The sequence below is a fragment of the Microcoleus sp. B4-D4 genome (assembly GCF_036705185.1).
In the GTDB taxonomy this organism is placed as follows: domain Bacteria; phylum Cyanobacteriota; class Cyanobacteriia; order Cyanobacteriales; family Microcoleaceae; genus Microcoleus.
On the sequence record NZ_JAUBTX010000004.1, the window covers coordinates 138293 to 152462 of the forward strand.

16 protein-coding genes and 1 rRNA gene are annotated in these 14170 nt (G+C 43.5%); 14 read left to right on the forward strand and 3 right to left on the reverse strand.

Going from position 1 to position 14170, the window contains the following annotated elements; translation table 11 throughout:
• The first annotated feature begins 16 nt into the window (after positions 1-16).
• From QUB13_RS05260 to QUB13_RS05290, 7 genes are all read left to right on the forward strand, one after another.
• On the forward strand, positions 17-550 hold the full coding sequence (locus QUB13_RS05260) for a hypothetical protein (protein ID WP_333379572.1): 534 nt from the start codon (positions 17-19) through the stop codon (positions 548-550).
• Between the two features lie 2 nt (positions 551-552).
• Positions 553-1620 (forward strand): hypothetical protein, encoded by a 1068-nt coding sequence (locus QUB13_RS05265; protein ID WP_333379573.1) that lies wholly within the window; start codon positions 553-555, stop codon positions 1618-1620.
• A 14-nt stretch (positions 1621-1634) separates the two neighbouring features.
• On the forward strand, positions 1635-2648 hold the full coding sequence (locus QUB13_RS05270; protein WP_333379574.1) for an SPFH domain-containing protein: 1014 nt from the start codon (positions 1635-1637) through the stop codon (positions 2646-2648).
• Between the two features lie 309 nt (positions 2649-2957).
• On the forward strand, positions 2958-4070 hold the full coding sequence (locus QUB13_RS05275; RefSeq protein ID WP_333379575.1) for a tetratricopeptide repeat protein: 1113 nt from the start codon (positions 2958-2960) through the stop codon (positions 4068-4070).
• 44 nt (positions 4071-4114) lie between these two features.
• Positions 4115-4285: a hypothetical protein gene (locus tag QUB13_RS05280; RefSeq protein WP_333379576.1), complete on the forward strand. Its 171-nt coding sequence runs from the start codon at positions 4115-4117 to the stop codon at positions 4283-4285.
• 73 nt (positions 4286-4358) lie between these two features.
• Entirely contained in the window at positions 4359-4832 is a 474-nt protein-coding gene (locus tag QUB13_RS05285; protein WP_333379577.1) for a type II toxin-antitoxin system VapC family toxin, read from the forward strand.
• A 3-nt stretch (positions 4833-4835) separates the two neighbouring features.
• A complete protein-coding gene (locus tag QUB13_RS05290; protein ID WP_333160832.1) occupies positions 4836-5030 on the forward strand; it encodes a hypothetical protein in 195 nt (64 codons plus the stop codon).
• Positions 5031-5098: 68 nt separating this feature from the next.
• Here QUB13_RS05290 and rrf read toward each other — a convergent pair.
• The 3 genes from rrf to sufR all read right to left on the reverse strand — a co-directional run bounded on the left by rrf (position 5099) and on the right by sufR (position 6629).
• Positions 5099-5215: ribosomal RNA gene (gene rrf / locus QUB13_RS05295) — 5S ribosomal RNA — on the reverse strand.
• Between the two features lie 244 nt (positions 5216-5459).
• Entirely contained in the window at positions 5460-5867 is a 408-nt protein-coding gene (locus QUB13_RS05300; protein ID WP_333379578.1) for a hypothetical protein, read from the reverse strand.
• A 69-nt stretch (positions 5868-5936) separates the two neighbouring features.
• Positions 5937-6629: an iron-sulfur cluster biosynthesis transcriptional regulator SufR gene (sufR, locus tag QUB13_RS05305; RefSeq protein WP_333379579.1), complete on the reverse strand. Its 693-nt coding sequence runs from the start codon at positions 6627-6629 to the stop codon at positions 5937-5939.
• Between the two features lie 188 nt (positions 6630-6817).
• On the opposite strand from sufR, the gene sufB reads away from it, so the two are divergent.
• The 7 genes from sufB to QUB13_RS05340 all read left to right on the forward strand — a co-directional run bounded on the left by sufB (position 6818) and on the right by QUB13_RS05340 (position 13950).
• On the forward strand, positions 6818-8257 hold the full coding sequence (gene sufB, locus QUB13_RS05310; RefSeq protein WP_333088681.1) for a Fe-S cluster assembly protein SufB: 1440 nt from the start codon (positions 6818-6820) through the stop codon (positions 8255-8257).
• Between the two features lie 239 nt (positions 8258-8496).
• Positions 8497-9288 (forward strand): Fe-S cluster assembly ATPase SufC, encoded by a 792-nt coding sequence (sufC, locus tag QUB13_RS05315; protein WP_333379580.1) that lies wholly within the window; start codon positions 8497-8499, stop codon positions 9286-9288.
• Positions 9285-10625: a Fe-S cluster assembly protein SufD gene (gene sufD / locus QUB13_RS05320; protein WP_333379581.1), complete on the forward strand. Its 1341-nt coding sequence runs from the start codon at positions 9285-9287 to the stop codon at positions 10623-10625. Before sufC ends, sufD begins: the two co-directional genes overlap by 4 nt.
• Positions 10626-10785: 160 nt before the next feature.
• A complete protein-coding gene (locus QUB13_RS05325; RefSeq protein WP_333379582.1) occupies positions 10786-12048 on the forward strand; it encodes a SufS family cysteine desulfurase in 1263 nt (420 codons plus the stop codon).
• Between the two features lie 134 nt (positions 12049-12182).
• Positions 12183-12578, forward strand: a complete 396-nt coding sequence (locus QUB13_RS05330) for a deaminase (RefSeq protein ID WP_333379583.1) — start codon at positions 12183-12185, stop codon at positions 12576-12578.
• Positions 12579-12583: 5 nt separating this feature from the next.
• The gene (locus QUB13_RS05335) at positions 12584-13153 is read left to right on the forward strand and encodes an Imm1 family immunity protein (RefSeq protein ID WP_333379584.1); all 570 of its coding nucleotides are present in this window, start codon (positions 12584-12586) and stop codon (positions 13151-13153) included.
• A gap of 155 nt (positions 13154-13308) precedes the next feature.
• Positions 13309-13950 (forward strand): Uma2 family endonuclease, encoded by a 642-nt coding sequence (locus tag QUB13_RS05340; RefSeq protein WP_333088677.1) that lies wholly within the window; start codon positions 13309-13311, stop codon positions 13948-13950.
• Positions 13951-14170: the final 220 nt, after the last annotated feature.

The following is a 14170-nucleotide window of genomic DNA, read 5'->3' on the forward strand; positions in this document are numbered from 1 at the left end:
CTGGAGACCCAATGAGATGAGCAACAAACCTACTTCTGATGATTCTAATGATGATAGAGATGACGAATCCATTAAGCCAATTTCAGAGGAAGAAGGCCTTAAATCAGCCGAGAGCGTTTTCAAGGCTAAAGGTAACAAGACTGAAGATTCTAGCTTAGATGAGGATAAAGAATTTCTTAAATATCTAAAATATCGTAAAAAGGCAAAAGACCTTAGACTTGATGAGCCATTGTTCACAACAATTTATCAGGGTGGTATTCACATTACAGATAGTAATGTAGAAAACCACGGAAATGTTGTAGGAAACAATCAAACAACTCATTCAAACGCTAATACAGGGGGGTTCTCAGGAGAAGTTAAGGATAAACCACTTGATAATAAAGAGAATATTGAATCTATCGACTCAGTATTTGACAGATGCGAAGATATTAAGCAACGTAGCTTTATGATTGCTCTAGCAGCACTTAACGGCTGCAATTATCGCATAGTTGTTGAAGCTAGCCAACGATTGCAATCTATTCTCCAACCTCAAGTAGAAGGGGAGGCATAAGCATGACATCTAGCATTAAGAATGCAGGATTAACTGAGAAGAAACGAACTCAATGGCTTGACGATATCTCTGCATATCTAGCTGACGCTTATGAAGTTACTGAATATGGGAAGAGTCAGATCAAGACGGTCTTATTTAAGAATGAAGAAGCTCCTCTATCTATTCTGTCTCACATTTGGCATGAGTATGATAATTACGCAGAAGCGACACTTAAGTGGGTAAATGAGCTAGGAGAACACCCAAGTTTTGAGGTGCGCTTAAGAGCGGCAGCAGTCGCAGGGCAGCTAGCAATATACGAATTTCGTCCTGTTCGTGAAAAGATACTCTCACCTTGGGCGAAATCAGACAAGCAAAGCGTTCAAAGATTAGCAGCATTAGGTCTTACTATAGTGGCGTATGACGAGAATGAGGAGATTGCCCAGCAAGCTCTAAATCTCCTTCATCACTGGAGTGCGTTACAGAACTCACCTCGTTTGCATTGGACAGCTATTGCTGCATATGGTGGTTACATAGGCTTACTCTTTCCTCAACAAGCACTTGACAACTTGAAGATAATTGCTCAGTCAGGTGATGGAGGTTTATTATCGGATATTGCTCAAGCTGTGGCAAGTTTGTTTGATGCTGGTCAACAGGTTTCCCACCTACATTTGCTCGTATTAAATGCACTTAAAAAATGGGTAGGGCAAGATCAGAAAATGTCTATTCATCGGCTAAGTTTACTTATATTTTGGGGATTAATGAGTGAGTCATGGATCGTCAAAGATCATGTTCGTCAACCAACCTTGCTGTGGTTGGCAAAACAGAGTCAAGACTTTGAAGATTTAATAACATATCTTGTAAGAAATTCTCTCAATTTAGAAGGGACAAGAAATTTGATCCTGCCAGAAATTCTTAGTTGGCTGAAATTTGTTGATAAGCAGGAAGCGTTATATAAAACTCTTGCACGAATTATCTTTACATTAGCCAATCCTGGTAAAGAGCGTGAACGGATTTGTAGCTATCTAAATAGGTGGTCTAGAAGTTCTGAGACAGCTATCCGGATTCTAAATTTGATTAAACAACATTCTTAACACAGGAGTATAAAATGTCAGAGGAAAAGTTGCTTTTTGTTGAGAAAGAACTGAATCGTTGGAAGCGACCTGAATCACCAAAACCAGGAACCGCATTTGTTTTTGTTGGCGATGGTAAACCCTCTCTCGTTGTTTATGAAGGTGAACGCGGTCCGACACAAGGAGAACTATTGTGGGGCAGATACAGCACATTTTATGAAGTGGATATGGGTGATCGCTCACTCAACTTTTATGAAAAGCTACCTTGTGCCGATGCTTTTGAATTTCAGGCAGAAGTTAGGCTGACATATGCAATAAACGATAATCCTGCTGTTCAGGCTCCTGCCCTGATTGTGCGTCGTGCTAGAACAGATGCAGGTCAATTTATAAAGGATTTAGCAGTTGACGTGATGCGGCGTACTAGCCGCAGATACATGCATGAGGAGAGTGGAAATGCAGAAAATGCTATTGCTGCTCGAATTGAAGAGGAGGTTCGTGACAAAGGCTTCAAGCTAAGTCGCCCCGCTTTTGTCAAATTGTCTTTAGATGAAGAAATTCGTACTCGTCTTGTTAACAGACAATTGAAAACCCACGATTTTCAAGATGAAAAGACTCGATTTTCAAGGGAGTCTGAACTAGACGACTTGCAACAGACAGCTAAGCTAAGTTTAAAGGGGAAGAGAGCAGAATTTTTTGCACCTTTAATCAAATCTGGTGATTGGGCAACTCTTTTGGCAATGCTCGATCCAAATGATCCTGAAGATGAAGCAATTAAAGCAATGGTAGATGTCACGTTGAGTCACCAAAGAATGCAGACCGAAAAACAGCAAAAAATGCTTGAAATTGCTATCGAGAAAGGTGCGTTAGAAGGTTGGCAACTTGAAGGAGTCGCTAAAGCTTTATTCAAAGAAGTAAGTGGAATTTCTGAACAATCAGTAGCTTTCTTAGAAGGTAAATCCGAATCTCAGGAAATAGGGGGTTTTCAACACATTGAAGAGGTCAAGCCGTCTATGCCTGACGAAATTAGTCGAGATCAAGATGATGAATGATAAAAGATAGTCCAGAAAATTAACATAATCAACAATTACTTTGTCGTATTTATGCGATTTATACTTCAAAAAATATGGGAATTGCTATTGCCAATACCCTTGCCGTGGCAGGTAGTATTAGTATTCCTGCTAGTTATGCCTCTTGTTCCGTGGCTCGTACTTCGTTGTCTACCCTGGCTAAGTGTAAAAATCTTAGAAATAGTTTTATTTTTTGCAAAACTTACCGCTCAATCGTTATGTTTCTTTGAGTGCCAGATAACTCAAGTCATAAGAAAAAGAAAGGAGAAGCCACCAGAAATACTCTACATAGTGAGCGATATTTTAGCTAACAGTGTAAGGCTTACTCAATCTTTAAATATAAGTGCAGAACAGTTATCTATAACTATATTTCGCATACCTTGGATACTTCGTCCAAAAGGATGGTATGCTTTGCCTTTAATCCTTATACCTATTTGGTTTTTACGTCCACATCTGGGTAATTCTGGTTTCGCCACATTAATTGATAGTAGTGTGCTATGGTCGTGTTCTCTTGAACACTGGATGATGACTGGTGAATGGATATCTTCAGATTTAACGTGCCGATACCCTAATTCGCCTCCTAAATGGGATACCTTCTTGAAGACTAAAGAGTATGAATTGAAGAGAAGAATCCTAGAATATACAAGGGAAATTGAAATTCAACACAATAGCTCCACTGCATATTACAACCGAGCCAATGCCTACTTAAGCCTAGAAAATATTAAGGCTGCTTTTAAGGACTATACTTCAAGTGTGAAAGTAGATCCTAAGTATGCACTTGGCTATATTGGTCGCGGTGATATCTATTTACTTGACGGAGACAAAGATGGAGCTTTCAAGGAATACTCTAATGCCGTCAGTGCCGATCGAGAATATGCACCTGGATATGTTGGTCGTGGTGATGTTTATCTAGCAATGAACGATGACTTATCTGCTCTCAAAGAGTATTCTGTAGCAGTTAAACTTAACTCAGAATATGCACCTAGCTATGTTGGTTTTGGTGATGTTTATCAAAGAGGAGGAAAGAAAGATGCTGCATTACAGGAGTATAGGAAAGCTATTAAGATTGATCCTAACTATGCGCCTGCTTATGTGAGAATAGGAAATCTTTACTATCATGATTTTGATAATCGTGAATCTGCTATTAATGAATATGAAAAAGCAGCAACTCTTTTTCTAAAAAATGGTCAAATTAGACTTTATAATCCTGTTATTAGCATATTAAATGATTTAAATAAGTACATAATTCACACTGTGCAAAGTGGAGATACTTTGAGTAAAATCGCACAGAATTATAGTGTCTCTGTACAAATTATAGTCTCAGCGAATAGAGAGACTTATCCAACACTGGTAACGAATCCAAACCGTATTGAGGTTGGTTGGAAGTTGAAAATTCCTCAATAGTTATTGTGTAATAACTGGATGTGAGGCGATCGATTGTTATGATTATGTTAAAATCAAATAGAATAGCTGATGCCAAACTCCCAGACGATATTGCTAAAGCTTGGGCAAAATGGTTCGAGGAGGTCGATCGCCTGGAAGTAATGACTAATCAGCCGAAGAGCGAATATCAGCAACTCCTACTCAATAAGTATCGGCAACAAGGTTTAGAACTATGATCCTATGCGATGCAGAAGTTTTACAACGAGGAATGGTTGGGTTTAAAATGAAGAGGCTATCAACCTATCCCCTATGAGCGAAACCCTCTACATTGAAACCAGCATCTTGGGCTACCTAACAGCTCGATCGACCAAAAACCTAATCCTGGCTGCCAATATCGAGGTAACAAAAGATTGGTGGGAGTATCGCCGCAGTGCTTTCACAATGTACATCTCACAGGCTGTCCTAAACGAGGTAGCACAAGGAGACACAGAAATTGCGGTTCAACGTATGGAACTCCTTCGCGGTGTTCCATTGCTAGAATTAAATCAAGCTGTCCGAGAGTTAGCCTCGCAATTTCTTACACGCAGCAATCTTCCCCCTAAAGCAGATATCGATGCAATTCACATTGCAGCAGCGACCGTTCACGGCTTGGATTACCTGTTAACCTGGAATTGTAAGCATATCGCAAACGCTCAAATCCAGGGAAAACTTGCAGAAATCAGTTTTGATTTCGGATATCAGTTACCCATCCTTTGTACGCCCTATGAACTACTAGGAAATTAATTTATGTTGCAAGATGAAATCGTAGAAGAAATTCACAAAATTCGTGAAGAGTATGCCAAGTCTTTCAATTATGACTTGGAGGCAATATTTGCAGACTTGCAGAAGAAACAAGCTGAAAGCGGCAGAGAAGTTGTGAAATTGCCACCAAAGCGCGTTCTAACAGGGCGTTGGAGCGGACGGGGCAAAAATATTCAGTGATAAATATTCTGTGACAAAACTAAAGCCCTTTTCCTTTGTTGCGGGAAAAGAGCTTTAATTTATTATTAACCTGGCACCGAGCTATTTTACCGGGCAGTGACCCGCCGAGTATCTTCGCCATAGCAACGTTTAACAACCGAGTTCGGGATGGATCGGAGTGGTTCCATTACATCATAAGCACCAGGAAAGCTTTGAAAACTTTAAATCCTGTGTCTGCGTTTAGTTTGATGCGCTGCATCTCTTTCGCTCGACCTAATTACATTACCAAACTCTCCCCAGTTTGTCAACCCCTTGGTGAAAAGTTTTTTTCCGATGATGTCATGGAGTCCGATGAGAGGCGAGAAACCGGGTTTATTATGAAAATATTTCGTTGCACGCGACAGATTCCGAAAAAACCCGGTTTCTGGGAGTCTGAGCGCGTCAGCCCAATCACAAATCCAAAAACGCCGCATCCGTTCCCTGCTCTCGGCGAATCTTCCCATCCTTTACAAACCACGCCACAACCTGCTTAACTGTTAATTGCTCGATCGCACTTTCAGATTCTGCCGCAATTTGCTTCAACGGTCGCAAAGACGCAACCACCAAATTAGTAAAAAAGTTTTCAAAACTAGCATCAACTTGAATCGACTGTTGAATGCTCTCATCATTCTTAATCCAATCCATCACCTGCTGATTAGACACCTCAGTTATCGGCAAACCAGTCTCCCCAGCAATTTGCTTGAGCACCCTCAAACCATAAATTGCCAACCGAGTCGAAAACTTTTCCTTCGACGACAGCAGCGCCCTATCAACTTCGGCGCACTCTTCCGGCTTTAAAAAATCTGCTAATGGCTCCATAGTTATTTGTTGACTGTTGACTGTTGACTGTTGAATAACTAATAACTAATAACAACTACTGACTACTGACTACTGACTACTGACTACTTCCTTCTTCCTAGCAATCAAATAACCGCAGCGGTGTTCCCCATCAATAATCCAGTGAGTCCGCTCCACAATACAATCTGGCAAAACCCCCGCAAACATTTCCAACTCATTGCCGCAAACACTCGGAAAAGTTTCCGCCACATTAGAAATAGCACAGTTGTGTTCCATCAACACAAATCGATCGCCCAAACCAGCGCGATCGCACATTTCCATACCTACAGATTCTACAGGATAACACTCAGCCATATAACCTTCAGCCCTGCGGAGTTCCACCAACTTAGTCACCCGCTCTTGCAGCGAACCCGAACCCACAAAGCGCCGATAGTCCGTAGCCTTGCGCTGCCACTGTTTTCGCAGGATACTAATCACTTGCTCGCGGCCGACGGTTTCCGCCAAAGTATCCAAGAAAGACACAGCAAAATCGCCGTAACGATTCGGGAAGCGATCGCGCCCCAGACTGGTAAGCTCATAAATATGCTGCGGTCGCCCCATCCCAGCCTGAACCGACTGATACCGAATCAGCCCCTCCGCCTCCAAATCCTTCAAATGACGGCGAATCGCCTGCGGGCTCATCTCCAAAGACTCCGCCAACTCAAGAGCCGTCCCTTTATCCCCCTTGAGCAAATATTCCAGGATGTCTTGTTTCGTGGAAGTCTGCTGAGTAGTCTCCATCATCTTCACAAAAAATTATTAATTTGACTTTGACAATATCACTATTGTTAATGTAGCTTAAAATATAGTAAAGCAACAAACCTGTTGTTTAACTCAACCGAGCAGTCCAGCAGAACTCGCTCAAGCCCAGACAACCATTGCCCGTCTGCCATCTTTGAGAGCATTATCTAGAACACTGAACACGCAAAATCATGAGCTCTACAGTCACAACCTTAGTCAACCAGCCCTACAAATACGGTTTCGTTACCGACATCGAGTCGGACACCATCGCCCGCGGCTTGAGCGAAGATGTAGTCCGCCTGATATCATCCAAGAAAAACGAACCGGAATTCATGCTGCAATTCCGCCTCAAAGCATACCGGAAGTGGCTGACAATGACCGAGCCCACCTGGCCTCATGTCAACTATCCCGCGATCGACTACCAAAATATTATCTACTACTCCGCGCCAAAACAAAAGCCCAAAAAGCTCAACAGTTTGGACGAAGTTGATCCGACACTATTAGAAACCTTCGAGAAATTAGGAATTCCCCTATCCGAACAAAGACGACTGGGAAATGTCGCCGTCGATGTTGTTTTCGACAGCGTTTCAATTGCCACAACCTTTAGAGAAAAACTAGCCAAAGACGGCGTTATCTTCTGTTCCATCACAGAAGCCATCAAAGATTATCCCGAACTAATCGAAAAATATCTTGGCACAGTCGTACCAGTAGGCGACAACTTTTTTGCAGCCCTCAACTCCGCCGTATTCACCGATGGTTCCTTCGTTTACATTCCCAAAGGCGTAAAATGCCCGATGGAATTGTCAACCTATTTCCGCATCAACAACGAAGATTCCGGCCAGTTCGAGCGCACACTAATTGTCGCAGAAGAAAACAGTTCCGTGTCTTACCTAGAAGGCTGCACCGCGCCGATGTTTGACACCAACCAACTGCACGCCGCCGTCGTGGAATTGGTAACAATGGACAATGCCGACATCAAATACTCAACAGTCCAAAACTGGTACGCCGGCGACGCGAACGGTAAAGGCGGAATTTACAACTTTGTGACAAAGCGCGGTTTGTGTCAAGGAGTCAATTCCAAGATTTCTTGGACGCAAGTAGAAACCGGTTCCGCGATTACTTGGAAATATCCCAGTTGCGTATTAGTCGGCGACAATTCAGTAGGGGAATTCTACTCGGTAGCCCTGACAAATAACAAGCAGCAAGCTGACACCGGCACCAAAATGATCCATGTCGGCAAAAATACTCGCAGCACGATTATTTCTAAGGGAATTTCGGCGGGTAATTCTGCAAACAGCTATCGCGGATTGGTAAAAATGGGGCCGAACGCTAAGGGCGCTCGCAATTACTCTCAGTGCGATTCGATGCTGATTGGCGACAACGCTCAAGCAAATACTTTCCCCTACATTCAAGTGCAGAACCACACTGCTAAAGTGGAACACGAAGCTTCGACTTCCAAGATTGGGGAAGAGCAATTGTTCTTCTTCGCACAGCGGGGAATTTCCGCAGAAAATGCTATTTCGATGATGATTAGCGGTTTCTGTAAAGATGTTTTCAATCAGTTACCGATGGAATTTGCGGCGGAAGCTGATAAGCTGTTGAGTCTGAAGCTCGAAGGAAGTGTCGGGTAGAAGGAAGAAGGAAGAAGGAAGAAGGAAGAAGGAAGAAGGAAGAAAATATTTTGGCGGGCGAGAAACCCTCGTTACCAGGCTCTGCCTGGTAACGCATATCTAGAGGCTCTGCCTCACGTTTCTCTCTCCCGTTTCCAACGAGGCAGAGCCTCGCCACACGCATTCCTAGGCAGAGCCTAGGAACGAGAAGAACGAGAAGAAAAAACTGTAAAGTGCATTGAGGAAAAGGACAAAAATAGATGATTGTTGAAAATAGTCAAGTGGTGCTATCCGTCCGCGATTTAACTGCGAATGTGGATGATACCCAAATTCTTAAGGGTTTGAATCTGGAAATTAAATCGGGTGAAATTCACGCGATTATGGGCACGAACGGTTCAGGTAAAAGCACTTTGTCCAAAATATTAGCCGGCCATCCTGCTTATACGGTGACGGGTGGAGAAGTTACTTTTATGGGACAAAATCTCCTGGAATTACCGCCAGAAGAACGTTCTTTGGCGGGCATATTTTTGGCTTTCCAATATCCTTTGGAAATTCCCGGCGTTAGTAATGTGGATTTCTTGCGCGTGGCTTACAATTCTCACCGCAAACATCGGGGATTGGAAGAGTTGGATGCTTTTGATTTCCAAGATTTAATCGAGGATAAGCTGGATGTTGTGAAGATGAATCCGGCTTTCTTGGGCCGCAGCGTCAATGAGGGTTTTTCTGGGGGCGAGAAAAAGCGCAACGAGATTTTGCAAATGGCTTTGTTGGAACCGAAGTTAGCGATTTTGGACGAGACTGATTCAGGTTTGGATATCGATGCTCTCAAGATTGTCGCCGGTGGTGTCAATCAGTTGTCAAATGCTGAAAATTCGATGTTGGTGATTACTCATTATCAGCGGTTGCTCAATTACATTATTCCTGATTTTATTCATGTCATGGAAGCGGGCAGAATTATCTTGACTGGCCCGAAAGAGTTGGCGATGGAATTGGAAGAGCGCGGTTATGACTGGGTTGTGGAAGAGGAAGCTGCAGGAGTGGGCGCGCGATGATAAATACGCAAGTTGCTAGTAGGGAAATGTTTTTGGCTGATTTGGTGAATCAGTGCAGCAAGTTGGAGGTTGCTAATGGCAAAGGTTCGGCTTACGGGTTGCAGGATTTGCGGGATGCGGCGACTGAATACGTGCTTGCTGCGAGTTTTCCGACGGTGAAGGATGAGGAGTGGCGCTTTACTGATTTGTCGTCGGTGTTGCAAGTTCCTTTTCATGTACCGCAAAGCTATCAGTCAACGGTTAAGCTGGCTGATATCATTATGCCTGTGAAGAATCGGGATGATTTACCGTTAAGATTGGTATTTGTCAACGGTTTTTATGCGCCGGATTTGTCAACGGTGGAGTCGGCGGTTTTGCCGAATTTGCCGGACTTTTATGCAGGTAATTTATCTAATGTACCCGAAAAATATCGATCGCGCATCACCGATGTTTTGAGCAAGCACAGCCAGCAAACAGAAGTTTTTACAGCCCTGAATACTGCGGGTTTGGCGGATTCTGCGGTGGTGTTCGTGCCGGCCAATGTGTCCGTCGAAATGCCGATTCACTTGCTGTTCCTCACCGCACCCGGTGCATCTGCGACGATGTGTCAGCCGCACTGCTCAATCATAGCTGAGGCTGGCAGCAAAGTTACACTGATTGAGGATTACACCACAATCGGTAATTTACCCGCTTTTACGAATGCTGTGACGGATGTTTTTGTCGGCGAAAACGCCACGGTGAACCACGTTAGGCTGCAGCGGGAAACTTTGAATGTGGTTCATATTGGCAAAAGTGCGATCGAGCAATCGCGCAACAGCAGCTATACTTGTCATGCTATCAGCTTGGGCGGCAAAATATCGCGCCACAATTTAGAAGTATTTCAGCGCGGCGAAGGCACGGAAACAATTCTCAACGGCTTAACCGTAGCCTTTGGCGAACAGTTAGCTGACACTCACAGTCTAATTGATTTCAATCACCCCCACGGCACAAGTAAGCAATTGCACAAGTGCATTGTTGGTAACAAAGCTCGCGCAGTATTTAACGGCAAAGTTTTCGTTCGCAAAGCCGCACAATTGACAGATGCCGGACAGTTGAGCCGGAATTTGTTGCTGTCGCCGAGGGCTCGCGTCGATACTAAACCGCAGTTAGAAATTGTGGCGGATAACGTTAAATGTTCCCACGGTGCAACTGTCAGCCAGTTAGAAGATGATGAGCTTTTTTACTTGCAAAGTCGCGGTTTGGATTTGGAAAGAAGTCGCTATTTGTTGATAGATGCTTTTGCGGCGGAAATTCTCAATATGTTGCCGATTATTGGGGTGGCGAAAATGCTTTCTACTTGTGTGGCTGTGCAAGAATAACTGATAGAGACAGATTAGGACACAGCAGTGCTGTGTCCCTACCACATATTGCACCATTTTTAACAGCTTGTAGGGCGGGTTTCACGAATAATAATTGCCTAAAACCAACAATCTCGTAAACCCGCCCCCACCCAAGGACAAATCACTAACTTCAAAAAATATGACACTTATTCAAGAAAAAACCTTAGCCTCAAAAGTTCGCGCAGACTTCCCAATTTTGAATGAAAAAGTCCACGGGAAACCGCTAGTTTATTTAGACAATGCAGCTACTTCCCAAAAACCTCTGGCTGTACTCAATGCTTGGCGCGATTACTACGAACAATACAATGCTAACGTGCACCGCGGCGCTCACTCTCTCAGCGCTAAAGCGACTGATGCTTACGAAGGTGCGAGAGATAAAGTTGCAGCGTTTATCAATGCGGCTTCGCGACAAGAAATTGTTTACACTCGCAACGCCACCGAAGCGATTAATTTGGTTGCTTATTCTTGGGGTTTGAGCAATCTGCAAGCGGGAGATGAAATTATTCTGTCGGTGATGGAACACCACAGCAATCTGGTTCCCTGGCAAATGATTGCTCAAAAAACTGGTGCGGTACTCAAGTTTGTTGAGTTGACGGAGACTCAGGAGTTTGATTTAGCACAGTTCAAAACGCTGATTTCCAATAAAACTAAGTTGGTGTCTGTAGTTCACGTTTCCAATACTTTGGGCTGCATCAATCCGGTTAAAGAAATCTGCGGAATTGCCCACAGTTTTGGCGCAAAAGTTTTAATTGATGCTTGCCAAAGCGTGCCGCACATGGTAGTAGATGTGCAAGCAATGGATTGCGATTGGCTGGTGGCTTCGGGCCACAAAATGTGCGCTCCGACTGGTATCGGCTTTTTGTACGGCAAACTGGATTTATTGAGAGAAATGCCTCCGTTTTTTGGCGGTGGCGAGATGATTGCTGATGTGTTTCTCGAATATTCTACCTATGCAGATTTGCCGCACAAATTTGAGGCGGGGACTCCGGCAATTGGGGAGGCGATCGCCCTCGGTGCCGCAATCGATTATCTTAATAACATTGGCATGGATAAGATTCACGCTTGCGAAGCCGAATTGACGGCTTATCTGTTCCAACAATTGCGACAAATTCCACAGATTAAAATTTACGGGCCACAACCGGACAGCAACGGCGAAGGTAGGGCTGCTTTGGCGGCATTTACTGCGGGAGAAATTCACCCTCAAGACTTGTCTACCATGTTGGATCAGGAGGGGGTCGCGATTCGTTCGGGGCATCACTGCACGCAACCTTTGCACCGCCATTTGAACCTTTCATCTACTGCACGGGCGAGTTTGTATTTTTACAATACTCGCGAGGAGATTGATGTGTTTGTCAAAGCGTTGAAAGAGACGATCGACTTTTTTGGTGAGATGATGGGGTAAGCTTTGCGGGGTGGGCATTTGCCCACCCCCTAGTAATATGATAAATCTTAGATTCGCAATCCCAAATCCCAAAACCAGAACGTAACATGGTAAAATTGGGCTGTCAACCCAAAGGAAAGGCAAAAATATAAAGTGTGTTTGATGAACTAGGTGAATATAGACAGAGCCTAGGTTTACCAGCGGCTGGCAGCGAAACCGATAAATCAACCATAGCTAAACTAGAAATAGCGGGTCAAATTTTTTTTGGCATCAACTCTGGCAGCAACCCCTATCGCCGCCAAATAACTTTTAATGTCAATCCTATCACCAAAACCCATGCTGAAGCCGATGCTTTTCAACAAGCAGCCGATGCGGGAATTAGAGGAGGTAAAGCACGTTTGATTTGCGATCGCGAACTTTGTGCAGCCTGCGGCTTAAGAGGTGGAGTAAACTCTATGGCTTGGCAGTTAAATATAGAAGAATTAGAAATTATTACTCCCAGTGGAAGTAAGACAATAACCGTTCAACCCCCAAATAGAAGGAGGCAATAATGTTTGTGTTAAACCTATCAGCAGAAAATTGGGTTGGCAACCAGGAGGAAGGTGATTTAATAGAAAGTCCTACTTGGAGTCAAATAGAACAAGCCATCCGCGAGTTAAATGGGAAAAGTAAAACTTTAGTTACCTTGGGTGCAGATGACGAGTGTTATATGAGCATTGGCGGCGGTGAATCCGGGAAATATATTGTTAACGTAACTTTTGATAACGTTAGCTTCCATAATTTAGTAGATCCATCAAAACCAGATGCAATAGAAAAGCTAGTTATCGGCGGACAAGAAGGTAATTATTCTGCCAAAATGTGTGTGAAATTAGAGACTGCACTGTGGGCAGCTCAAACATTTACCCAGGGCTGTTTCATTCTCCGTAGGGGCAAACCCCCCGTGGTTGCCCCCATGTCTGAAACGCCTGTGAAATCGTCTGTGGGGGGGCGGGCACGGGGGCACCGCCCCCTACAAAATCGCGATTTTCGTGAGAATGAAACCGCCCTGAACATTCACCGTATCAGGACAACTTCAAATAGCACTGTCTTGGGAAGAAGAGAAAGAATTCGCGGTGTCATCAAATAAGATTTAACACAACCTAAGTGAAGTGCGAGCGCCCTTTTTTTCATCCGCGTTCATCAGCGTGCATCTGCGGTTTAAAAAAGAGCGCCCTTTTTTGATAGTATCTTGGCTTGTGGTACAATAAAACTATAGTTTGCTCAACTCAAGGAGATTTTGAGATGATTGCTACTACTTCAAGTTTAGCCGAACAGAGAACACTGCTAGAAAATATTAGCTGGTCAACCTTTGAAACCTTGCTCAAAGAAATAGGCGATAGCCGAGGTTATCGCATAGCTTATGATAACGGGATGTTGGAAATTATGAGTCCTTTATACGAACATGAAAATCCCAAGATTAAGTCTGACCGCTTCATTTTTATTTTAGCAGAAGAACTAGGCATTGAAATCAAAAGTGCTGGCTCAATGACTCTCAAGCGAGAACGGGCTAAAAAAGGCATAGAACCTGATAATTGCTATTATATCCAAAACGAACCAGCAGTCAGAGACAGGCAAGAACTAGATTTAGAAACTGCACCCCCGCCGGATTTAGCAATTGAAATAGATATTACCAGCAGTTCAATTAATAAGTTGGCAATTTATTCAGCACTTCGCGTCCAGGAACTCTGGCTATATAATGGACGAGTTTTGAAATTTTATCAGTTGGTAGAGACAGAATATGTTGAGTGCGACTTTAGTATTGCTTTTCCCTTTGTATCTGTAGCGGAAATGGCTGGGTTTTTTACTCGCACTCAAACTATGGGAGAAATGGCTTTGCTGAAATCCTTTAGAAATTGGGTTAAAGGAAAAATAGAGAAGTTGTAGGATGAATTTTAACTACAAAAATCTTACAGATAAATAACGATCGCCCTTTCTGACTATCCGCATCTCATTTTTGTAAAAAGCATTTTTTTCTTATAGTGCGAGCGTCCCCGCTCGCGTATCGTATAATACGCGAGCGGGGACGCTCGCACTATTAAATGCAAAACACCAGATGCTCCCTTTCTTCATTTGCGTCTATCCGCGTTCATCTGCGGTTAAATCA